The 22,904-nt window shown below is 46.0% G+C and carries 21 protein-coding genes; 14 read left to right on the plus strand and 7 right to left on the minus strand.

Features of this window, described 5'->3' with window-relative positions:
* Positions 1 to 381: 381 nt before the first annotated feature.
* Together M1D67_RS01785 and M1D67_RS01790 are read left to right on the plus strand one after the other, a co-directional pair.
* Positions 382 to 2,178 (plus strand): glycosyl hydrolase family 18 protein, encoded by a 1,797-nt coding sequence (locus M1D67_RS01785; protein WP_416377343.1) that lies wholly within the window; start codon positions 382 to 384, stop codon positions 2,176 to 2,178.
* 90 nt (positions 2,179 to 2,268) lie between these two features.
* Positions 2,269 to 4,350 (plus strand): glycosyl hydrolase family 18 protein, encoded by a 2,082-nt coding sequence (locus tag M1D67_RS01790; protein WP_145929805.1) that lies wholly within the window; start codon positions 2,269 to 2,271, stop codon positions 4,348 to 4,350.
* A gap of 58 nt (positions 4,351 to 4,408) precedes the next feature.
* Here M1D67_RS01790 and M1D67_RS01795 read toward each other — a convergent pair whose 3' ends face one another.
* Entirely contained in the window at positions 4,409 to 5,359 is a 951-nt protein-coding gene (locus tag M1D67_RS01795; RefSeq protein WP_023857791.1) for a trypsin-like serine peptidase, read from the minus strand.
* Between the two features lie 171 nt (positions 5,360 to 5,530).
* Between M1D67_RS01795 and M1D67_RS01800 the strand changes: the two genes are divergently transcribed.
* From M1D67_RS01800 to M1D67_RS01810, 3 genes are all read left to right on the plus strand, one after another.
* The gene (locus M1D67_RS01800) at positions 5,531 to 6,304 is read left to right on the plus strand and encodes a glucose 1-dehydrogenase (protein WP_020450052.1); all 774 of its coding nucleotides are present in this window, start codon (positions 5,531 to 5,533) and stop codon (positions 6,302 to 6,304) included.
* Positions 6,305 to 6,462: 158 nt separating this feature from the next.
* On the plus strand, positions 6,463 to 7,293 hold the full coding sequence (locus tag M1D67_RS01805) for a DUF1835 domain-containing protein (RefSeq protein ID WP_025810799.1): 831 nt from the start codon (positions 6,463 to 6,465) through the stop codon (positions 7,291 to 7,293).
* Between the two features lie 86 nt (positions 7,294 to 7,379).
* The gene (locus M1D67_RS01810; RefSeq protein WP_025810798.1) at positions 7,380 to 8,777 is read left to right on the plus strand and encodes a YcdB/YcdC domain-containing protein; all 1,398 of its coding nucleotides are present in this window, start codon (positions 7,380 to 7,382) and stop codon (positions 8,775 to 8,777) included.
* Between the two features lie 53 nt (positions 8,778 to 8,830).
* Here M1D67_RS01810 and M1D67_RS01815 read toward each other — a convergent pair whose 3' ends face one another.
* The gene (locus M1D67_RS01815) at positions 8,831 to 9,682 is read right to left on the minus strand and encodes a sulfurtransferase (RefSeq protein WP_186440101.1); all 852 of its coding nucleotides are present in this window, start codon (positions 9,680 to 9,682) and stop codon (positions 8,831 to 8,833) included.
* Between the two features lie 154 nt (positions 9,683 to 9,836).
* Here M1D67_RS01815 and M1D67_RS01820 point away from each other — a divergent pair, with 154 nt between their 5' ends.
* Positions 9,837 to 10,265: a cell wall hydrolase gene (locus tag M1D67_RS01820; protein WP_023857795.1), complete on the plus strand. Its 429-nt coding sequence runs from the start codon at positions 9,837 to 9,839 to the stop codon at positions 10,263 to 10,265.
* A 46-nt stretch (positions 10,266 to 10,311) separates the two neighbouring features.
* Here M1D67_RS01820 and M1D67_RS01825 read toward each other — a convergent pair whose 3' ends face one another.
* On the minus strand, positions 10,312 to 11,304 hold the full coding sequence (locus M1D67_RS01825; RefSeq protein ID WP_230631817.1) for an LLM class flavin-dependent oxidoreductase: 993 nt from the start codon (positions 11,302 to 11,304) through the stop codon (positions 10,312 to 10,314).
* A 297-nt stretch (positions 11,305 to 11,601) separates the two neighbouring features.
* Here M1D67_RS01825 and M1D67_RS01830 point away from each other — a divergent pair, with 297 nt between their 5' ends.
* On the plus strand, positions 11,602 to 12,948 hold the full coding sequence (locus M1D67_RS01830) for a C40 family peptidase (RefSeq protein WP_023857797.1): 1,347 nt from the start codon (positions 11,602 to 11,604) through the stop codon (positions 12,946 to 12,948).
* A 51-nt stretch (positions 12,949 to 12,999) separates the two neighbouring features.
* Here the strand turns inward: M1D67_RS01830 and M1D67_RS01835 are convergent, their stop codons facing one another.
* Together M1D67_RS01835 and M1D67_RS01840 are read right to left on the minus strand one after the other, a co-directional pair.
* Positions 13,000 to 13,812 carry an ABC transporter permease subunit gene (locus tag M1D67_RS01835; RefSeq protein WP_023857798.1) on the minus strand — a complete coding sequence of 271 codons (813 nt, stop codon included), beginning with the start codon at positions 13,810 to 13,812 and terminating at the stop codon, positions 13,000 to 13,002.
* Positions 13,809 to 14,696 (minus strand): ABC transporter ATP-binding protein, encoded by an 888-nt coding sequence (locus M1D67_RS01840; protein WP_262723229.1) that lies wholly within the window; start codon positions 14,694 to 14,696, stop codon positions 13,809 to 13,811. Before M1D67_RS01840 ends, M1D67_RS01835 begins: the two co-directional genes overlap by 4 nt.
* Positions 14,697 to 14,844: 148 nt before the next feature.
* Here M1D67_RS01840 and M1D67_RS01845 point away from each other — a divergent pair, with 148 nt between their 5' ends.
* Positions 14,845 to 15,432: a TetR/AcrR family transcriptional regulator gene (locus M1D67_RS01845; RefSeq protein WP_023857800.1), complete on the plus strand. Its 588-nt coding sequence runs from the start codon at positions 14,845 to 14,847 to the stop codon at positions 15,430 to 15,432.
* A gap of 113 nt (positions 15,433 to 15,545) precedes the next feature.
* Positions 15,546 to 17,441 carry a DUF2207 domain-containing protein gene (locus tag M1D67_RS01850; protein ID WP_145929806.1) on the plus strand — a complete coding sequence of 632 codons (1,896 nt, stop codon included), beginning with the start codon at positions 15,546 to 15,548 and terminating at the stop codon, positions 17,439 to 17,441.
* A gap of 44 nt (positions 17,442 to 17,485) precedes the next feature.
* Here M1D67_RS01850 and M1D67_RS01855 read toward each other — a convergent pair whose 3' ends face one another.
* Both M1D67_RS01855 and M1D67_RS01860 read right to left on the minus strand, forming a co-directional pair.
* A complete protein-coding gene (locus M1D67_RS01855) occupies positions 17,486 to 17,974 on the minus strand; it encodes a DUF4188 domain-containing protein (RefSeq protein WP_023857802.1) in 489 nt (162 codons plus the stop codon).
* Complete coding sequence (locus tag M1D67_RS01860) at positions 17,967 to 18,530, minus strand: PadR family transcriptional regulator (protein WP_025810795.1); 564 nt, start codon at positions 18,528 to 18,530, stop codon at positions 17,967 to 17,969. The genes M1D67_RS01855 and M1D67_RS01860 overlap by 8 nt, the downstream gene beginning before the upstream one ends.
* Positions 18,531 to 18,845: 315 nt before the next feature.
* Between M1D67_RS01860 and M1D67_RS01865 the strand changes: the two genes are divergently transcribed.
* The 5 genes from M1D67_RS01865 to M1D67_RS01885 all read left to right on the plus strand — a co-directional run bounded on the left by M1D67_RS01865 (position 18,846) and on the right by M1D67_RS01885 (position 22,828).
* A complete protein-coding gene (locus tag M1D67_RS01865; RefSeq protein WP_020450063.1) occupies positions 18,846 to 19,448 on the plus strand; it encodes a TerD family protein in 603 nt (200 codons plus the stop codon).
* Positions 19,449 to 19,475: 27 nt separating this feature from the next.
* Positions 19,476 to 20,057 carry a TerD family protein gene (locus M1D67_RS01870; RefSeq protein WP_020450064.1) on the plus strand — a complete coding sequence of 194 codons (582 nt, stop codon included), beginning with the start codon at positions 19,476 to 19,478 and terminating at the stop codon, positions 20,055 to 20,057.
* Positions 20,058 to 20,136: 79 nt separating this feature from the next.
* Entirely contained in the window at positions 20,137 to 20,715 is a 579-nt protein-coding gene (locus M1D67_RS01875) for a TerD family protein (RefSeq protein ID WP_020450065.1), read from the plus strand.
* 65 nt (positions 20,716 to 20,780) lie between these two features.
* The gene (locus tag M1D67_RS01880; RefSeq protein WP_020450066.1) at positions 20,781 to 21,554 is read left to right on the plus strand and encodes a TerC family protein; all 774 of its coding nucleotides are present in this window, start codon (positions 20,781 to 20,783) and stop codon (positions 21,552 to 21,554) included.
* Positions 21,555 to 21,646: 92 nt separating this feature from the next.
* Positions 21,647 to 22,828, plus strand: coding sequence for an HpcH/HpaI aldolase/citrate lyase family protein (locus M1D67_RS01885; RefSeq protein WP_020450067.1), 1,182 nt, complete (start codon positions 21,647 to 21,649; stop codon positions 22,826 to 22,828).
* Positions 22,829 to 22,904 lie beyond the last annotated feature (76 nt).

Here is a 22,904-nt window from a genome sequence, read left to right on the forward strand (position 1 = left end):
TTCTATTCCTTAAATGGAGTAGAAAGCGGCGGTTGTGTAGTCAATGTCTTCAAGTTGACAGTTCAGAAAATTCTGATTAATATAGATTTGTCATAACAAATTCAGCAACCCTTCGCCATTAAAAAGTCTTCTTTTATACGCAAATGTATAGACATCTATACGTGTTTCACCCTCAGCACAACCAGCTTTACCAAACGAACACACCCGAAATTTTAATGAAATCATGATGTCAATCTCATTTATGTAAGCGTTTTCCCTTGTTGGCTTCTGTGCAGCTGCAGCTATTAGATGACAAGGAAAATATAAAACAAACAAAAAAGGCGGTGAGGAATAGGAGATTTCTAGTTTCATAGTTTGTCAAAAAAATTGGATGAAAAGGAGATGAACATCGTGTTGGTCAACAAAAGCAAAAAGTTTTTCGTTTTTTCTTTCATTTTTGTCATGTTGCTGAGCTTGTCATTTGTAAATGGGGAAGTTGCAAAGGCCGATTCCGGAAAAAACTATAAAATCATCGGCTACTATCCATCATGGGGTGCTTACGGAAGGAATTTTCAAGTTTGGGATATGGACGTTTCAAAAGTCAGCCACATTAATTATGCTTTTGCTGATATTTGCTGGGAAGGGAGGCACGGGAACCCCGATCCGACAGGCCCCAATCCCCAAACATGGTCATGTCAGGATGAAAACGGAGTGATCGACGCGCCAAATGGAACAATCGTAATGGGCGATCCCTGGATTGACGCACAAAAGTCAAATCCCGGGGATGTCTGGGATGAACCGATCCGCGGCAACTTTAAACAATTGCTGAAGCTGAAAAAGAGCCACCCTCATTTGAAAACGTTCATATCGGTCGGCGGATGGACTTGGTCTAACCGCTTTTCAGATGTCGCGGCAGATCCTGTGGCAAGGGGGAATTTCGCCGCTTCGGCCGTTGAATTTTTAAGGAAATACGGGTTTGACGGGGTCGATCTTGACTGGGAATACCCGGTCAGCGGAGGATTGCCGGGGAATAGTACACGGCCGGAAGATAAAAGAAATTACACGCTGCTCCTGCAAGAGGTGCGTAAAAAACTTGATGCTGCAGAAGCAAAGGACGGCAAGGAATACTTGCTGACGATCGCATCCGGCGCAAGTCCGGAGTATGTGAGCAACACTGAGCTTGATAAAATTGCTCAAACCGTGGATTGGATTAACATCATGACCTATGACTTTAATGGCGGATGGCAAAGCATAAGCGCCCATAATGCGCCGCTGTTCTATGATCCAAAAGCAAAAGAAGCAGGCGTTCCAAATGCTGAGACCTACAACATTGAAAACACTGTGAAGCGCTATAAGGAAGCCGGTGTTAAGGGGGACAAATTAGTGCTTGGAACACCGTTCTACGGAAGGGGCTGGAGCGGTTGTGAGTCCGGCGGCCACGGAGAATATCAGAAGTGCGGACCGGCGAAAGAAGGGACATGGGAAAATGGAGTATTCGACTTTTCAGATCTTGAAAAGAATTATGTAAATCAAAACGGCTATAAAAGGTATTGGAACGATCAAGCGAAAGTGCCGTTTTTGTATAACGCGGAAAATGGCAATTTCATCACTTATGATGATGAACAATCATTCGGCCACAAAACGGATTTTATTAAAGCAAACGGATTAAGCGGAGCGATGTTCTGGGATTTCAGCGGCGATTCCAATCGGACGCTTCTCAATAAATTGGCAGCCGATTTAGATTTTGCACCGGACGGAGGCAATCCGGAGCCGCCTTCATCGGCACCTGTGAATGTGCGTGTAACCGGAAAAACTGCTACAAGTGTCAGCCTGGCGTGGGATGCGCCGAGCAGCGGAGCAAACATTACGGAATATGTCGTGTCATTTGAAAGCCGGTCGATATCTGTAAAAGAAACATCAGCGGAAATCGGCAACTTGAAGCCGGGTACGGCCTACTCATTTACAGTTTCAGCAAAGGATGCCGATGGAGAGCTCCATACCGGACCAACAGTAAAGGTCACGACGAATTCTGACCAGGCATGTTCATATGACGAATGGAAAGAGACGAACGCATACACGGGCGGAGAGCGGGTTGCATTTAACGGAAAAGTGTATGAAGCGAAATGGTGGACGAAAGGCGACCGGCCGGATCAATCCGGTGAATGGGGCGTATGGCGGCTGGTCGGAGGCTGCGAATAACAGAAAGTCAAATGGATAGAAAACGATAAAGAGAGATTTGGGAAAAAGCTTCTCACGTCTCTCTTTATGGACAAAGGAGTCTGAATAAACATGAAGATAGCCGCTTCATCTATTTTATCCTGTGTGCTGCTCCTTGCGCTTTTTATCCCGAACCGGCACATTTCTGCAGAGACTTCAAATGAACAACCGGACTGCCGTCCGGAAGGGCTTTGGGACTCAGGCGTTGAACATGTGCCGTACTGCGATGTATACGACCGGGACGGCCGTGAAAAGCTTGCCAATCAGTTAGACCGGAGAATCATCGGGTACTTTACAAGCTGGCGTACTGGAAAAGGCAATCAAGATCGTTATTTAGTAAATGATATCCCCTGGAAGTACTTGAGCCACATTAATTATGCGTTTGCCCACATCGGGGAAGATCATCGGATTTCAGTCGGAGATGAGACGGATGAGAACAACCCGTCCATCGGGATGACCTGGCCGGAGCATTCCGATGTAAAAATGGATCAAACCTTGCCGTATAAGGGGCATTTTAACCTTATCCATCAATATAAAGAGAAATACCCGAATGTAAAAGTTTTGGCGGCTGTCGGCGGTTGGGCCGAAACCGGCGGTTATGTTGACAGGGACGGGAAGCGGATTCCAAGCGGCGGCTTTTATTCGATGACAACGAATGGAGACGGATCTGTAAACCACAAGGGTATTCACACCTTTGCGGAGTCGGTCGTTGCGTTTCTCAGAAAATACGAGATCGATGGAATCGATATTGATTATGAGTACCCTACATCAATGCAGGATGCAGGAAATCCTGCAGATTGGAACATCGCCAATCCGCGGCGCAACGGGTTAAATAAAAGCTTTGAGGCATTGATGAAAATATTAAGAGAAAAGCTTGATCAAGCGTCCGCTGAAGATGGAAAGTACTACATGCTGACCATTGCAGCGCCATCATCGGCATATTTACTGAGAGGGATGGAAACGTTTAAGCCGCTTCGATATGTCGATTATGTCAATATTATGTCCTATGATCTTCATGGAGCCTGGAATGAGTTTGTCGGACCGAACGCTTCTTTATTCGATAACGGCGAAGATGCCGAACTCAAGCATTCCAACATATATACTACGCCGGAATATGAAGGGATCGGATATTTAAATACGGACTGGGCTTACCATTATTTTAGAGGAGCTATGGAATCGGGGCGAATCAATATCGGTGTTCCTTATTATACGAGAGGCTGGAAGAATGTGAACGGCGGAGTAAACGGGCTGTGGGGAACATCCAAAAGCGCAGATTGTCCTCAGGGACTCAGGCAATGCGGTGACGGAGCAACCGGAATCGATAATATTTGGCACGATAAAGATGAGCAGGGGAATGAAATTGGAGCAGGGGCAAACCCGATGTGGCACGCCAAAAACCTTGAAAAGGGCATTGCCGGTTCTTATCTGGAAAGGTATGGATTGAGCAAGGCTGATTTGACAGGCGCTTATCAAAGGCATTATGACGCGGGGCTGGCAGCGCCTTGGCTTTGGAATTCAGAAAAGAAAGTGTTTCTATCGACAGAGGATGAGGAATCGATCAAAACGAAGGCGGATTATGTCGTTGATAAAGGAATCGGGGGTGTCATGTTTTGGGATTTGAGCGGTGATTATGACTGGTATCCCGAACGAAACGGCAATAAAGGAGAATACGATATTGGCAATACTTTAACGAGCACGCTGTATCACAAATTCTCGGATACAACACCATACGATAACCGGCTCAGCACATCGCCTTTTCCTGATGAATCATTGGATGTAGACATAGAGCTGACGAACTTTCCATTAGGAGATCAAAATTACCCGATCCACCCGGTAATGAAGCTGATCAATAACAGCGATGTCACGATTACGGGAGGTTCTGTTATCGAATTTGATGTGCCGACATCCACTTCCCCTCGGTTTGGAAGCTGGAGCGGCGATCAAGTTGAAGTGATTGCTAAAGGGCATACGGGACCGAACATTGGCGGACTGACGGGAGATTTCCACCGCATCGGAGTGACTCTATCAAGCTGGAAAACGATTAAACCTGGTGAGGCGGCGGAGTTTCAGCTTGTTTATTATTTGCCGATCAGCGGCCCTTCAAATTTCACGATATCAATAGATGGAAAAAAGTACAGGCTTAATGTGAAGTAAGTGTGCAGCCGTTAGATATAACAGCCCGTTCCAAAAGGAAGCGGGCTGTCTTCGTGTGTTATTGGGCGCTGTTTTTCCAGTTGCTCAAATTGTCAAACACTTCTTTTGTAATCCGGGTGCCTCTGTTGTACGAAGAGCCGCCGTATACTCCATTTGTGTGGACGGCAAGCGAGCATGGACCGCTGCAGTTCGTTCTTGAACTGCTTTGTTCGAATACCGGTGAACCGCTCTGGCCTCCGTACGTGTCCATTGCATACTGCAATTTATACGTTTCGGAGATGGCAATCGGTCCTGAATGCTGCCATTGTGTGCCTGTTGTTTTATCGCCTGGATAACCGCTGATAGTAACAGTTGTCCCGACAAGTGATGAAGTGGTGTACGAGTATCCGAAGTATCCGACAGTATTGCCGATTGGTTCGCTTAGTTCGATTGCACCGTAATCGTAATTGGTGTTACCGCTTCTCCATCCTGACGGAATAAAGTAGCGCGTCGATTTAACAGAGCCGTAAGGGTAGCTTGTCCCGTTCCGTCCCGGCGAAACAGTAGCTGTCCCGGCAAATGAACCGCTTGATGTGTCATAGATGCAATGTCCGGCTGTTGCGACGGTTTTCGGACCGATCATCCATCCGGTGCACGAACCGATGCTGCTTGAAATATGAACGATCGCTCTGTACGGATATGCGCTTGTGTTGGTCACCCTTGTCCGATCATCAGAACCAATCACCGATTTAATGCTGTAAGGAGCTTTGGCGGAGGACTCTTTTGCCGTTTTTTCCTTTGTTTCATTCACTTTGCCGGTGCCTGTAAATGCCTTTGAATACGAGCCGTATTGATCGCTTTTCATGTTTGGATCATAGGTAACCGATGTTTCCGCTTTGTATGAAGGATCGCTTGAAACAGGAGAATGAGGCGATGGTGCGGCTTGGGCCGGGTGGATACCTAAAGAATAAATAGAAATACCAATGAGACCTGTGATCAAACCTCGTTTAACACTCTTTTTACTAACCAAATCGTATCACTTCCTTATTTTGTTGTAAGTTCAAGTTAGATATTAACAAAATAATTCTGAATTTTCCATATGTTCAAAAAAGATCATACTAGAGGCATGTATTAACATTTTGTTTGATCATATTGATACCGGGTAATGTACATGAAGAAAAGAAATTGAGGGGGGTTTAAGTTGTACAGTGATTTAAAAGGAAAAACAGCAATTGTGACCGGTTCTTCAAAAGGTATAGGCAAGGCGGTTGCAGAACGGTTTGGAAAAGAAAAGATGAATGTGGTTGTCAATTATCACAGCGATCCCGGAGGCGCACGGGAAGCCGTCGACAATATTCAAGCAGCGGGCGGAAACGCCCTTGCGGTAGAAGCTGACGTGTCTTCTGAAGAGGATATAAAAAAGCTGATTAAATCAGCAGTTGAACATTTCGGCTCACTTGATGTCATGGTCAATAATTCAGGATTTAACGGCGCAGAAGCCCTCCCGCACGAACTTGAACTTGGTGAATGGCAGAAAGTGATCGACGTTAATTTAACCGGTACGTTTCTCGGCGCACGGGAAGCCTTAAGATATATGGCGGACCGCCACATGAAAGGGAGCATACTCAATATATCAAGCGTTCATCAGCAAATTCCGAGGCCGAAAAATGTTCATTACTCCGCTTCAAAAGGCGGAATGAAGCTTTTGACAGAAACGCTTGCCCTTGATTATGCGGACAAAGGAATCCGCGTCAATTCGATCGCGCCGGGAACGATCGCAACCGAAAGCAATGAAGACTTGGAGGGAAGCCACAAGTCGGCACAGCTGAAAAAGATACCGATGAACGAATTTGGCGAGCCTGAACAAGTGGCTTCCGCAGCGGCATGGCTTGTGTCGAAAGAAGCCGCCTATGTAACGGGCGCGACTTTGTTCGTTGACGGCGGCATGACGCTTTACCCGTCACAGCTGGAATAGCAAGTGCATTTTTCAGCTCCCGTTCTGCCTTTTTCGAATGGCGGAATGGGGGGTTTTTTATTGCGTCACCTTTTATATCCTGTTTTTGTATATAATAGTTAAAAAGATGAGTTTAATAGCTTTAATGCTATTACAACTTAACTAACAAGGAGATTATAATGCAAAACAATGTCGTTCACATTGCCTTCGGCGAATCTGCCGGCGGCAGTATTAACATGATGCTCAAACAGTCGGGAGGAACCCAGGAAAAGAGTCTGATCGTCATTCCTGAATTATTTTCCATCGGGCCGCTTCAAAACCTGGAAATTAAAGAAGGCAGGGTCAATCGTTATGAATGGTTGAAAACATATCTCAATGACCGATTTCACGAGCTTGGAGAGATATACAGCCGTTTTGAAGATGCGGTTTCTGCATTAAGCCGTATTCAGGAGCAAGCCTCCGTCTTTATGTGGACGGGCGATCATGCACACGAACAAACGGGCCTGAGATTTGTACATCATATCCTTCGGCAAATGAACCTGGCTGTTTTCCATCTGAATACGTCGAAGTACTTTCCCTATACCCGAAGTTCTGGTGAATTGAATGATGAAAAACTGAGATTCATTTATGAACAAGGGGATCAGTCGGCTTTGACAGCCGCTGAAAGACGGGGCCTTGCGGAGGAATGGACAGCGCTGTCTCAGCAGACAAGCGTGTTGCGAGTATGGGAAGACGGCAGAATTAAAAGCGTGAAAGAAGACTTTTATGATTCGTTCATCATCGGCAAGCTCGCACAGCTTCAAAAAAACCGTTCAACCAATACCTTTATCAACTGTCCCCGCCTGATCGGCGAAGTCATTGGCCATCTGAAGGAGAACATCGGAGATGAATTCATCGAGTACCGCATTTTAGAGCTGATCCGCAAAGGCATTTTTGAGATGGAAGGCGTACCAAAAGGAATGAGATATTTTAGCATAAGGTTAAAATCGCCATTTAAGTTCACCATTTAAATCCAATTATCTCAATTTTCATGAAACGATTAATGGTATATTTCGTATACATAAGGAGACGAAAATGAAAGAGAGGTAGACAGGATTTGGTTCGTGAACAGTTAAAACAAAAAGCGCAGTCCATCAGTAAGGTTCCCTCACATTATCAGCTCATGATCGAAGATTACGGAGAAAAGGACGAAAAAGAGAGGCCGGTTTTTTTCGTCTGGAAGGATATTGAAGAGCCGGATCAGGACATATCGGTAGAGTTAGATCATCACGGCCGCTTAATCAGTTTGACAAAAGAGTATGAACCGGCGGTCGAGGAATCTCTTCCAGAGGAAAGGCTGCTGAAAATCGCCCTTCAGTTTACAGAACAGCATTACCCGAGTGCGTCTCATGAATTTGTTTACCATGAAAAGAAGGAAACAGAACAATTCGTCCGTTTTACGTATGTTCAGACTGTCCTTGATCTTCCGCTGCCGCAAACAGGCTTTTACGTCAAGGTCGCCAAGAACGGAGAGGTGATGGAGTTTCGCTATAACGGTGGAACAAGCTCTTTCTCCATTCCAAAGCAGATCGCTGATAAGGAATCGGTGACAGCCGATTATCTTAAACATATTCAATTCGAATTGGCGGTCGAAAAAGTCCGCAGTGAGCTTTATGAAGGGGGAGATGATCGCCCGCATCTCATTTACGAAGCAGACTTGCCGTTTTTCAGCTATCCTGCCGATATCACGGGAAAATGCCATATGAAGCCTGCGGCGGATGAAGAGGAAGAGGAGGAAACATTGCCGCTCCCTTTGCTGCCTGAGGCTGACCGTCATGCTGATATCGATGACATGATCGGCTATACTCCTTCGATGCGGAAAATCCGTGAAACCGATATGGGAGAGTCAATTGGAACGGTATGGCGCCTGGGAAACGAACCTGAGCCGAGAGACCGGAGTATAGCCGGCTATTTCGAAACATGGAACAAAAATACGTTGAAAATCATGAAAGATAAAAAGTCAGGGAAGCTCAAAGGGGTAGCTTCTTTCATCAAATCAGAAGGACACCTTTCCTTGAGCGTGGAAGACTGCTTGAAACGGGCGCTGCAATTTTTGTACAAGCTTTATCCCGGCGCAGATCAGCTTTTTCGAATGCATCCGGCGGAAAATGACGGGGACAGGCAAAACGCTTTTTTTCAATTTGATCTTCAATACAAAGAGGTGCCGTTAAGGCTTGGCTCTGCCAATATCAGTATCAGTCGGACAACCGGCAGGGTCGTCGGTTATAACGGTCCGGAAATCGAGCCGGAAGCGCTGGCCGATCTGAGTCCTTCGCCATCTATTTCAGAGGAAGAAGCGAAAGCGGTTTTTGCAGCGGCATTTGATGTGAAGCTGCAATGGGAAAGGGATTACAGTCGGGAAAAGGATGACTTCTACAGGCTTATTTACCGGCCGGTCTACCCGTACTTTATCGATGCCCATGACGGAAAGGCGTTTATGAGCAAAAACATGTAATAAACGGCGGCTGGCTAAGGCACAAAGGCCCCCGGCCGCCGTCTCTTGTAAGATCAGGTGTCGTCCTCTGTCCCAGTGGAGATCGGATGGTCGGGGTAGCTGATCCAATCGCTCCAGCTGCCGGCATACAGCTTCACATTTTCAAATCCGGCTTCTTTCAGGCCGAGCACATTTGGGCAGGCTGATACGCCCGATCCGCAATAGACGACAATTTCACTGTCCGGGTCTAAAACAGCATAGTGCTGTCTGAGTTGTTCTTTGCTTTTCCATAATCCGCTTTCGGTCAGATTGCCTTTCCAAAAAAAGTTTTTGGCTCCGGGAATATGGCCGGCCCGGTGATCGAGTGGCTCGTTTTCCCCTGTGTATCGAGAAGGATCACGCGCATCAATCAGGATGGAGTTTTTTCTGCCGATTCGCTTCAGCACGTCTCCGGCATCAAGGAGTTCGTTTTCTCTGAGCGCCGGCTTAAACTCGCGCTGGATAGGACGGGGAACCTCGGCGGTCATCGCATAGCCCGATTTGATCCAGTTGGACAGACCCCCATCCATAATATAGACGCTGTCATGCCCGAGGTAGTGAAGCTGCCACCAAAAGCGCGCTGCAAACATGCCGCCGCTGTCATCATAAACAATGACATCTGTTTCCCGGTCAATGCCGATTTTCCCAAGCTTTGCGGCCAGACGGTCAGGGTCTTGAAGCGGATGTCTGCCGCCGTGCACTTCCGCATTACGCGACAGATCCTCTTTTAAATCAATGTAAACGGCTCTCGGCACATGGCTTTTCGTATACGTTTTCCGGCCTTCGTCCGGTTTTGTCAAATGAAACCTCACATCGACAATAACCGTTTGGTCCGGATTTTCCCTTAATCGTTTGTATACCCATTCAGGGCTTTTCAATACTGACAATCCGATCCCTCCGCTCCCCTTTGTTTTTTCTCGGGTTCTGATAATAGAAGAATAGCTTTCTTTCAAGGGGAATGTCAAAGATAAATCCCGAAATCGTCATCACCTAAATGAAACAGAATATGATAAAGGTGACGACATCATGGGGGTGACTAATATGGCAGTAGTTAAGGCTTCTTCTAAAGATATCAATCTTTTGGCCAGACTTTTGAGAGCGGAGGCTGAAGGCGAAGGCGTGCAAGGAATGCTGATGGTCGGAAATGTCGGAATCAACCGCATCAGGGCAAACTGTTCCGACTTTGTGGGACTTCGCACCATTCCGCAGATGATCCATCAGCCGCATGCGTTTGAAGCCGTGACGCACGGTTATTTCTATCAAAGGGCACGGGAAAGCGAAAGGCGCTTGGCGCGCAGGGCGATCAACGGAGAGCGGCTCTGGCCGGCAAAGTTCAGTTTGTGGTATTTCAGACCGGCAGGGGCGTGTCCCGCACAGTGGTATAATCAGCCGCATGTCGGCCGCTTTAAAGCGCATTGTTTTTATGAGCCGACAGCGGAAGAGTGTGAGAATGTCTATAATACGTTTTAATAAAAACATCCCTTTTCAACGGATTTTGAAAAGGGATGTTTTTTGGTCAAAATAACTCTGCAAGTCTTTCGTAAGACTGCTTCTTATCTTCAAACCGGTAAACGTTCGTCAAAACCATAAACTCATCTGTTTGATACCGGTCAGAGAGCTCGAGCAGTTTTCTTTTGACCGTTCGAGGAGACCCGATCACCATACGGCTGCGGTTGTGGGCAAGCTTTTTTTTATCGGCAGCGGTGTAAGTGGCAGATTTTGCCTCCTCAATGCTTGGGACAAGACTGTCCAATCCTTTTTCAACTCTTAGAAGCCATAAATCCTGGCTCAAGCAAAGCTCCTCAGCTTTTTCATCGGATTCCGCACAAACGACGAAAACGGCGGCTAAAGATTGGGGGCGCTTAAAGAAAGGAGAAGGCCGAAAGCTTTCCCGATATAATTGAAAGGCGTTCCTCCCTCTTGCGGAATTGATGAAATGTCCGAATACGTATCCCGCTCCCATGTCACCGGCCAATTTCGCGCTGTTTTCTCCAAGCCCTAAAAGCCACACCTCCGGCGGCGAATCTGTCAAAGGGGCCGCTTTGATTCCGAAATAATCGTGTCCGGAAGGGACGGAATCAGTCAAAAAGCCCAACAAGTCTTGAAGCTGTCTCGGGAATTCGTCCAGGCTTTTATGAACCCCGTCTGTCAGCGCCAGCCTCGTTTTGGCTGTGCCTCCCGGAGAGCGGCCGATCCCCAGGTCAATCCTCCCGGGATAAAGGGCTTCAAGCTGCCGAAAGCTTTCAGCCACTTTAAAGGGACTGTATTGAGGAAGCAGAACACCGCCCGAACCGACGCGAATATTTGCAGTTTTTGCCGCAATGTGTGCGATCATGATTTCGGGAGCGGTACTGGCAAGTCCGCGTGTGCTGTGATGCTCGGCAAACCAATACCTTTTGTACCCCCATTGATCCGCGAGCTCTGCCAGCTCTGCAGAATGCTTCAAGGCTGAATACGCATCTGAGCCTTTTGATATTGGAACCTGGTCAAGAACACTGAGCTGCATCATTTGTCACCGGCCTTCCTTTTCAGTAAGACAAGCATATGAAAAACAGCAGGAAGGGTCAAATCGAAGAGAATACGAGAGTTAAAACAAGATGAGTCAAAACATGACACTGCTGAAACAAAAACGAAATATAAATGTAATATAAATTGACGCCTATTGTCGAAAATAGATGGTATAATAACGTCTGTACATCGGTAACGGATATATTAATCATAGGTCATAAGATTCATTTTTTAATAATGTTCAAGCGAATTTACATAATGAAAAAACAAGAATACATAAAGGAAAGAGGAGTAGAAAGTGAAAAAAAAGGTTTATACTTTTGGTTTAGCGTCGATTCTCGGAACAGCTAGTCTATTTACCCCCTTTATGAACAACACGGCATCGGCAGAAACCTCTCAGCAAAAACAAGAAATTCAGCAAAAGCGTTCTGAAGTGAATTCAGGCATCGAGGGCAAACGGAAAGAAATCGCCAAGCTGCAAGACGAGCAGAAAAAGCTTGAAGCCAAAATCCAAGAGCTTGATAAAAAAGCACTTGAAACAAGCAACAAAATCGAAGACAAAGAAAAAGAAAACAAAAAAACCAAAAAAGAAGTGGAAGCTCTGAAAAAAGAAATCAAAGAAACTGAAAAGCGGATTGAAGAGCGTTCAAAAGTGATTAAAAATCGCGTGCGCAGCCTGCAGGAAAACGGCGGATCCCAAAACTATCTGAATGTCCTTCTGGGCGCACAAAGCTTCGGAGATTTTATCACTCGTGCAACGGCTGTTTCAACAATTGTTGACGCGGATAAAGACCTGCTTGACGAGCAGGAAAAAGATAAAAACAAGCTTGAAAAAGCAATGTCTGACTTAAATACAAAACTGGATGAAATCCAAAAAACTTTAGCCGATTTAAAAACGCTTAAATCGGATCTTGATAAACAGCTGAAAGAACAGGCGAACCTTTCTAAGCAGCTGCAAACGAAACAGGCGGCAGCAGAATCAGAGCTGAGCGATCTGAAAAAAGAAGCGGGCTCACTGACAAAAGAAGAAGCCGCTCTTGAACAAAAACTTAAAGAAGAAAGAGCTGCAGTGGCTGCAGCAGCAAAAGCGAAAGAAGAATCTGCTACGGCTGAAAAGTCAGACTCAGGATCAACCTCAGGTTCAGTCAGCAAATCCAACGGATCGTCCAACAGCGGTTCTTCAAGCAGCAAGAAAAGCAGCAGCCCGTCAAGAAACTACTCTTCCGGTTCTGTTGTCAGCAGCAATGGAAACGCAATTGAAGCTGCCATCAGCACAGGTTCAAGCATCGTCGGCAGATCTCCGTACGTATGGGGAGGCGGACGTTCTCAAGCTGATATTGACAACCGTCGTTTCGACTGCTCATCATTCGTACGCTGGGCTTATGCATCAGCAGGCGTAGAGCTTGGATTCGGTGCGACAACAAGCACGCTTGTCGGCAAAGGACGAGCTGTGAGCGCGTCTGAAATGAAGCGTGGAGACTTGGTCTTCTTTGACACATACAAAACGAACGGCCACGTGGGTATTTATCTTGGCAATGGCACATTCTTGAACGATAACAGCTCACGCGGGGTATCCGTCGATTCTATGAGCAACCCGTATTGGAAGAAAGCCTTCAGCGGAGTTGTCAGACGGGTCGTTGAATAAAATATCATACAGAAACAAACGCCGTTCCTGATCGGGAGCGGCGTTTTTATATTACAGCGGCAAGTCGCGCTTTTTAAAGATGAGAATGCTGAGTGCGAAGGCGGCAAAACCGACCGCGGCAAGAACAAGAGACACTTGAGCGATATCGGCGCTCCCGTTTACAATATCGCCAGGTCTGAATAAAGAGAAAACCGATAGGCTCCTCATCCATTCCGTCTTTTCGCTTAGTTTGCCGAGCAAGTCGAAGCTGAAGAATAAAAACGTGATGCCTCCGGAAAGTCCGAGGGCTCTTTTTTCGTCATTTGAAATGGCCGAAAAGAGGAACGAGATGCCGCCGACGGCAAAGAAGAGCAGAAAGCCGAGCAAGTTCAGAACGAGAAACCTTGACACATTAAAATCGTAATCACCGCCCAGCATCAAATGGTAGCCCGCCAGCCCGGCCGCTGTCGTCACGGCCATAATGATCAAAAGACCTGTCGTTAAAACGGCTGCTTGGGTGAAAGCCACTTTGCCGCGCGTTGTCGGCGCAGACAGAATATAGGCCATTGACCCTTGATCCACGAGCTTTGCCAAAAGCTTAGTCGACAGCATGACAGAGAAGATCGACAAAATCACGATAAAGATTAAACCGTAATACTCTCCAGACATAAAATCTTCAAGATTCCCCAGTCCGTTTTCAAACCCAAAAGCATTGAGAAAGCCTTCCGGCATCGATTTGATCATTTTCTCAATATCCTCCGCATTGCCCGCGATGCTTGGATAAATGCCCAGTATCAAAAGAATATAGAAAGCGGAGCCTGCCCCGTAGCTTATGATTCCTTTCATGTTTGTTCTCATCATTTGTTTGTACAGGGAGAAGTTCATTTCACTGTCCCCTTTCTGTCATAGTAGTTCATGAAAATCTCTTCCAGGCTTTGTGAAGAAGAATCAATGTGCCGAATGTGATATTTGGCGGTTTCTTTAATAAATTGATCATGGTTCCCTAAAACGGCCACTTTGACACGATTGTCCGTCCGGGATTCGATTTGCAGACCCGAATTCATGAAGGCGGGAATGTCGCCCTTGTTTTCAAATGTAACTTCGAATACCTTTCGCTGCATCGACTGCAGTTCATGGATATCTTTGACGGCAATGATGATGCCGTCTTTTATAATGGCGGCTCTGTCACAGGTTCGTTCGATTTCAGGAAAGCTGTGGGAAGACATTAAAAACGTCGTTCCTCTCGCTTTTTCTTCGAGCACGATTTCAATAAACACTTTTTGCATCAGCGGATCGAGGCCTGATGTCGGTTCATCAAGAATGATGACTTCAGGGCTGTGCATAAAGGCAGCGACAATCCCGACTTTTTGCTTCATTCCTTTCGACATTTTTCTGATCCGCGTATGAACATCGAATTGGAGCCGTTCGATGAGTTCATTGCGCTTAGCTGTATCTTTTAAACCATGCATGTTTGCCATGAAATCGAGAAATTGTTTTCCCGTCATTCCTTCGATAAATGCAATCTCTCCGGGAAGATAGCCGATATGCCGCTGAATGTCGCCTTGATGATTCCGGACGTTCATTCCGTTTACTTTGATATCGCCTTGATCAGGCTTCATAAACCCCATGATATGTCGAATGGTTGTTGATTTTCCAGCTCCGTTTGGACCTAAAAATCCAAACACTTCACCTTTTTGAACATGAAATGAAACATCAAATATACCTTTGCCATTGGAAAACTTTTTCGTAAGACGTTCAACTGTCAGCATGTGACACCTCCAAAATGAAAATTATGAAATAATAGTGATTAATAATTACAAAACTAATTTTACGTTCTTATGAACTTTTTTGTCAACGGAATTAGTGAAATATTTTTATGTTATAATTTCATTAAGAAAGATATGTAAGGATGGTTATATGAACGGATTTGAAAAAAGGGCTTTGCTGATTAAAGAGAAAATCAAAAAGACGGCTTTGGATATGCTCAAAACATGGGAGCCAAAGCGCATCCGGATAACCGATATCGCAAAAGCGGCAAATGTTTCGCAGGTGACGATCTATAATTACTTTGGAAGCAAAGAAGCGCTCCTGAAAGAGGTTTTCAAAGACTATATCGATCAGTCCATCAGCGATTTTGAAGAATATATGAACAAAGATATTTCCGTTAAAGAAAAGATCGAATTGATGATTTTGCAGAAAAGGGAAGCCAATAATCAAAAATTTGCTCTAACGGTCGTCAAAGAGGTGATGATCGAAGACAGTGAAATAATGGATTATGTAAAGCGGCAATACGATGAAAAAATCATTCCCCTTATGCTCCAAATGATTGAAAAAGGTCATCGGTCAGGCGAAATCTCTCCCAAGATCACCGCGGAAAGCTTTCTCATCTTTATGAATATGATCATTGAACATTCAAAAACTCTGGGTGAAGCCTTTGAAAAAAACAGACAGTTTACAGAGGAAATGATGCATATTTTCTTTTATGGCTTGTGCGGCAGACCGTAGATGTGCTTTTATAATAAAATTGTCATCTCTGTCATTTCTGTGAACCGCTGAAACAATTTCCTTGCTTTTCCGTATATAAGGCAGATACAAAAAACGAAAGGATTTACTAAACGATGAAGCACTCCTTTTTCTTTTTTATGTTCATTGCCTTTTTTCTCGTCACAGGCTTTTCTGAAGCAGGCAAATCCTTTTCGATCGAGCGGGCTGATATACGCGCGACAGTAAAAGAAAACGGTAATTTAAGCGTAGAGGAAGTTTACACATACGATTTTAAAGGCTCTTTCGAAGGGGCGACAAGATCGTTCAGCGAAGAAACCGCGAGCCGCTTGAAGAATTTTAAAGCCTATCTGCTTCCCAATCATCAAAAAAAAGGCGATCAAGCCATCCCGTTGAAGACAAAGAAAGAAGACGGGACTTATTATGCTTATTCGGCATCAAAGGATGAAACAAAAAAAGTGATGTTTCGCTATGTGATCGAAGATGCCGCCCAAAAGTTTGAAGACACGTCGATTTTGATTCATTCATTTTACCAAAAGGCAAATACGGATTTCGGCCGGGTAAAGATTGAAGTGCATCTGCCTGATTCGGTAAAGGCACGTGATATTCATGCGTTTTTGCGTGAAAAAGGAAACGGAAAGATTACGAAGGTGAACGATTCATCAGTCATCTACGAGACAGGACTCTATCGCGCAGGCACGGGCTCGGAACTGAGGATATATTTTCCGCAGAGCGCCTTGAAAGAGGCGGTCCGGCACCCTTCTTATCAGACAAAGGATGAGCTGCTGAAGGAGGAGAAAGACGAGGCGAAACGCTACGCCGATCGGGATGAACGGATTGCCGGCGCAGACAGGATGATTTGGATATTTTCGGGGATTGTCGGGTTCATGGTCATCATGGCTGTCATGCTTTCGTTTTTGAAGAAGAGACGCCGTGCCATGCTTTCGTTTGCAGAACTCGAGTCCTTAGATCCTGTACTTGTCGCTTTTCTTTACAAAAAAGGCCGTTTCACAGACCGTGATCTCCTGGCCGGCATGCTTTCGCTTTATCAACGGGGATTGGTCACTATGCGGAAGGTACAGGCGGAAGAAAGGTTTCTTGACGATCCTGGGGCGCCTGATGACACATACCAATTCGAATTTTCCGGGAGCAAGGCGGATTTGCCAAAGCCTGATCAGCTCTTAATTGAAAAACTTTTTGAGCAAACGGGCAGCGATACCTATATGTTCAGGCTGGATTCCCTCAGCGGGCCGACTGAGGAAGAATGCAAGCATAAGGAACAGCTGGGCAAATATGAACGAAAGAGGATCATTCTTCAAAACGTGGTTCAAAAATGGACGGAAAGTGTCAGACAAGCGCCTGAATTCAAGGAGCTGTTTCAAGAAAACCGCTGGCTGAGAATGCTGTCGCTTTCACTGCTTTCGGTCCATACCGGACTCCTGCTCTTTATCCTGTATGCAGACGTGGTGCATCAGGCCGGATTCATGGCGGCTTGCGTCATATTTGGCTTTGCACTGTCGGCGGGCATTGTTCTTGCAAAATCAAAGCTGTATACGATTTTGTTTTTGGCCGGCTTGTTTTTAGCATCTGTGTTTATCGACAGCATCCATACCATTTTGTATTACGGCATATGCGTCGGGCTGTCTATCTTATTGATTGCCTTCATTCCGGCCGTAAAAGAGAGCAGGTACGCTTCCATCTGCCGAAGATCGATTCTTTCTTGGAGAAACCATCTGAGAAAAGAAGATTTGTTTTCAGGGAGAAGCCTGTCTCAAAACGAAAAGACGATGATCTATGCAATTGTGCTTGAAGTTGAGGATGAATCTGCAGGATGGTTTAATCAATCAGCAAGCAGGCTTGATTACGCTTCCCCTGTCCTGGGTATGGCCGCAGCAGGCTGTTTGCATTATCCGTTTTACAGCTGGCAGCTGCCGTCTTCGCAGGAGCACGCCGGGGCATATGATGCGGGCGGTCCCGGAGCGGGCGGAGGCGACGGGGCAGGAGCTTTTTAAGCAGAAAAGGGGCCTATCGGGTAACCGATAAGGCTCCTTTCTGCTTATTTCCCCGCTATATCTGATCCCCGCATTCGCTGCTCAGCGGTTTTGATTCTGCTGGTGACAGGTTGATGTCCGTACGCTTTTGCCAAGCCGAACAACGGCATGTTATGGTAAAAAGCCTCATAGCGCCCTTTTGGAACTGTATACGTTTCATGATAGATGCCAACGGCTCCTGATGCGGCAGTTTTCTGATAAAAACGGCGCCAAGCCGCCATATGTTTATCAGCCTTTGCATATGCTGTCAAATCTTCGAAAGAACGCCAATATTGAATGAGAAAAATCGTCCTGAAATTGATGGATGATTCCGTTGCCAGAAAGCCGAGGTCTTTGTTTTGATGAAGCTCTTTTATCATAGGGGCCATAGCGGTAAAAACCGGCCACCATTTATGAACAGCATGCCACTTGTTTATTCTCATCCCGATCACAAATACAACGACTTCATCTTCAGGGGCGGCAGTAAAAGGCTTGTTGATGATCGTTTTACCCATTGGTCCCTTCCTTTCCATTCAGCCGGTTGATTGTGGCTTCACACCATTCAATTCCGGCCGAGGTGGTGCGTTTTCCATAATCCAAAGTGAAAAGCCAGTACTCTCTGTCCTTTGAATGGGAGCTGCATGAAAGAATTGACTGCTCGATTGCTTGATATGCCTCAAGCCGTTCTTCAAGCTTTCGTTGGTACTCCTTGACTTTCAAAGCGGTTTTCTCCCGCTCTTCTTCCTTGCTGAAAAACAGCTTCAGCAAAAATTCGTTTTTTTCTGAGGCGATGCCATTGATCGGTTCTTCAAGCCAGCTATGCAGTGCTTTTTGACCTTCATCGGTAATCAGGTACTCTTTTCTGTCCGGCTTTTTGTCCGAGAGCGTCGGAGATGCAGCGACCCAGCCTGCTTCTGTTAATTGGCGCAGCGCGGGATAAATTTGGCCGTAGCTGATTTTCCAAAAATGATTCAAACTTTGGTCGATCATTCGTTTCATTTCGTAACCCGTCTGGTAGCCGGCCGTAATCAATCCAAGGAGAGCGTAAGTCGTGTGATTTCTTTTTGTCATACATACCGCCTTCTGTATCTTTTTGATATATATCTTTTAGATATACTATACCAAACACGATGACTTCGTGCAATCGCTACTATTGTCGTCTCTCTTTTGGCCAGGATGAAAAGATGATAAAAAAATATTGAAAAACCGCGAAACTTTCCCCTGAATCTTTCCGTATATATAGTTAAGCAGGTTAAATAATGATTCATTGGTCTTGTAGTTGTGAAGATATGAATCACGCTGGCGTGATAATTGGATCTATCAAACTCTTATTCTCATCCAGCACTGTGATCTTGAAAGTCATGATTCAACGGAGGAGTGAACAGTTTGGCTATTTCTTTAGAGAAAGGTCAGCGGATTGATTTAACAAAAGGGAAAGCGGGGCTTTCGAAGATTTTGGTCGGTCTCGGCTGGGACCCGGTAGCATCCGGAAGCGGCGGTTTTTTTGGAAAGCTGTTTGGAGGAGGAGCCCCGAATATTGACTGTGACGCATCCGTGCTGATGCTGGAAAACGGAAGAGTCACAGAGAACAAGAACGTCATTTATTTCGGAAACTTGAAGAGCAGATGCGGCAGCATCGAACATACCGGAGATAATCTGACAGGGGAAGGCAGCGGAGATGATGAACAAATCATCGTAGATTTGCAAAAAGTTCCTTCGCATATTCATAAGCTTGTCTTTGTCGTGAATATATACGATTGCGTGAAACGAAGCCAGCATTTCGGAATGATTGAAAATGCCTTCATACGCATCGTCAATATGAACGATCGCGTGGAGATGGTCAAATACAATCTGCGGGACGATTATTCTGGACGGACAAGCCTGATCGCGGGCGAGATTTACCGTGACGGCGCCGAGTGGAAATTCACCGCTGTCGGAGAAGGCACAAACGATACGAGCATTACGGAAATCGTCAAACGCTACGCCTGAAATTCATAAAAGAAATGGGGAGATAACATGGCAATTTCATTAGCGAAAGGACAAAAGATCGATTTAACAAAAACAAATCCCGGATTGTCGAAAGTCGTCGTGGGCCTTGGCTGGGACGTCAATCAATATGACGGCGGCGCTGATTTTGACCTGGATGCGAGCGTGTTTCTGCTCAATGCAGAAGGCAAATGCGCTTCTGAAAAGGACTTTATTTTCTATAATCAGACCGAAGGCGCAGGCGGAGCTGTCATACATACAGGCGATAATCGAACAGGTGAAGGCGAAGGAGACGATGAGCAGGTAAAAATCAATTTGAATGCAGTGCCTGCCGACATTCAAAAGATTTCTTTTGTGATTACGATTCATGAAGCGGAAGCGCGCCGCCAAAACTTTGGACAGGTGTCAAATGCTTATGTTCGCGTGATCAATGAAGACTCGAATGAAGAGTTAATCCGCTATGATCTGGGTGAAGATTTCTCGATTGAAACAGCGCTGATCACGGGAGAGCTGTACCGTCACGGAGAAGAATGGAAATTCTCAGCGATCGGCTCAGGCTATCAAGGCGGGCTGGCGAGGATCGCCACCGATTTCGGCCTGCAGGTCGGCTGATTTTGACGATCCGGACAGCAGTCGCCGCCCTGGCGTCCGTTTGTCCGGTGCCTGACATTTCTTAAAGGAGGTCCTATCGATGGCGATTCAATTATCTAAAGGGCAAAGGATCGATTTAACGAAAACGAACCCCGGTTTGACGAAAGCGCTGATCGGTTTAGGCTGGGATACAAACAAATATACTGGCGGCGCCGATTTTGATTTGGATGCGTCGGCTTTTCTTGTCGATCAGAACGATCGTTGCATCAATGAACGCGACTTCGTCTTTTACAACAACCTCGAGCATCCGAGCGGCGCCGTGATTCATACGGGTGACAACCGGACAGGAGAAGGTGAAGGCGATGACGAGCAAATCATCGTCGATTTCTCAAAAATACCCGACCATGTTGAAAAGATCGGCATCACGGTGACGATTCACGAGGCGGAAAGCCGCAGCCAAAACTTTGGACAAGTCTCAAATGCGTTTGTCCGGCTCGTTGATGAATCAACAAATGAGGAGCTGCTTCGCTTTGACTTGGGAGAGGATTTTTCGATTGAGACAGCGGTTGTTGTTTGCGAATTGTACCGTCACGGAGCCGATTGGAAATTCAATGCGATCGGCAGCGGATTTTCCGGCGGATTGGCATCGCTTTGCCGCAACTACGGCCTGCAAGTCTAGTTTTGCCGGCTGAATCACGTTTGCGTGGTTCAGTCTTGCTTTTTCATCATTAGGAGGTAACCAAAGTGGATTTATTTCATCATATTATGTCAGTTTACGCCTCATTTTTCGATTGGGAAATGTGGGTGGAAGTATTAACGGACCCCGTTTCATGGGGGCTGATCGGCTCGCTGGTCGTGCTGGAAGGGCTTTTATCGGCGGATAACGCTCTCGTTCTCGCCGTCATGGTAAAGCACCTACCGGAAAAACAGCGCAAAAAAGCGTTGACGTACGGTTTAATCGGAGCCTACTTCTTTAGGTTTCTATTCATTGGACTTGGTATGATCCTGATTAAATTCTGGTGGATCAAACTGCTCGGAGCCGCATATCTGGCATGGCTCGTCATCAAGCACTTCTTCATCGGTGAGGGCGATGATGAATCAAACGCCATCAAAAAAGACAGCTGGATGGTACGCGTTTTCGGGGTCTTCTGGGCGACTGTCATTTCGGTAGAACTCATGGACCTCGCATTTTCGGTGGACAGCATCCTAGCGGCATTTGCCGTATCTGAAAAGGTATGGGTGCTTCTGATCGGCGGCATGCTCGGCATCTTAATGATGAGAACCGTTGCGAAATTCTTCCTGACGCTGATTGACAAAGTGCCTGAACTTGAAGCAACGGCCTTTGTTTTAATCGGGATCATCGCACTGAAAATGGCTGCGAGTGTATGGCATATTGAAATGCCGCACAGCGTCTTCTTTATCATTCTGATTATCGCTTTTGCCGTGACATTCATCATTCACTATATGAACAAGCAAAAAGCTGTGAAAGAGCAAACGGCGGCGTCAAAGGAAGAATAACAAACTGCAAAACGTAAAGGGGGGAGTATATCTGCTCCGCCCTTTTTTACATCAAAGGGGTGTATGATTCTTATTCAAAGAAGGTGACCCATATGCAATACTTTGATTTTTTATCCGCCTCTCAAAAAGAAGATGTCTTTTTCAAACTGCCGGGTTCGGTTACTAAAGACTCTCCGAAGCACATTCTGGAGCATGCGCTTGGAGCTGCGCTTTATGTTCCGGGGAACCGAAAAGATATAGCAGATGTCATGATCAATAACAAGTATCCTGAGCTGTGCTCGGTCGTTTTTTGCCTTGAAGATTCGATCGGCGATTGTGAGGTTCTCCAGGCTGAAAACAATCTTGTCAGTCAGGCCGACATGATTTACCAGGCGCAAAAACTGCAGAACATCAGCGGCGATGTGCTGCCGCTGATGTTTATCCGGGTGCGGGAACCGGAGCAAATGCTCGAATTGGGCAACAAGCTCGGCCGCGCGCTTCACTTGTTTACCGGATTCGTATTTCCGAAGTTTTCGATGCTGAATGCGGAGCACTATCTTGATACTTTAACGAAATTGTCGCAAGAATCCGGCATTGTGCTGTACGGAATGCCGATCTTTGAGACACCCGACCTGCTGGCAATGGAAACGAGGGCAAAGGCGCTGCAGGAATTAAAATCAACGCTGGGCTTTTATCAAGATATCGTTCTGAATATTAGGATCGGCGCGACTGATTTGTGCGGTCTGTATGGGATAAGAAGAAAACCGGAAACGCCGATTTATGACGTTTTGGTCATCTCTGATTTCATCAAAGATATCGTCAATTATTTCGGCTTGCAATTTGTGATTTCGGGGCCTGTCTGGGAGTACTTTGAAGATGCTTCGCGAACAGTTCAGACTTTTGGGCCGAATTGGGCTGATGCGGGGGAATCTTCGCTTGTGATCAATCGGTATATAGACGGATTGATCAATGAAACGCTTCTTGATCTGGCCAACGGCATTCACGGCAAGAGCGTGATTCATCCGTCACAAATAAAAGCGGTCCAAAGCCTGCACGTTATCTCAATGGAAGATTATCTGGATGCCCTGAGCATCGTCGAAAGTGCCGACGGCACCCGAGGCGTTGTGAAAAGCTCTTTTTCAAATAAAATGATCGAAATCAAGCCGTACCTCAGCTGGGCCAAAAAAATATTATTAAAGGCTGAAATCTACGGTGTATATCATGAAAACCGCAGCTATACAGACATACTTAGAGCGTCCAAACCGCTTTCAAATCTTGGATCGTTCGGAAGTTAGGCCGGGCCGGGTGTTGAGAAATGGGCAACGCGCCTTTGCTGTATAAATGCCGCACCATCTCTCCGGTCTCAAAAAT

The sequence above is a fragment of the Bacillus sp. PK6-025 genome, from assembly GCF_056530265.1.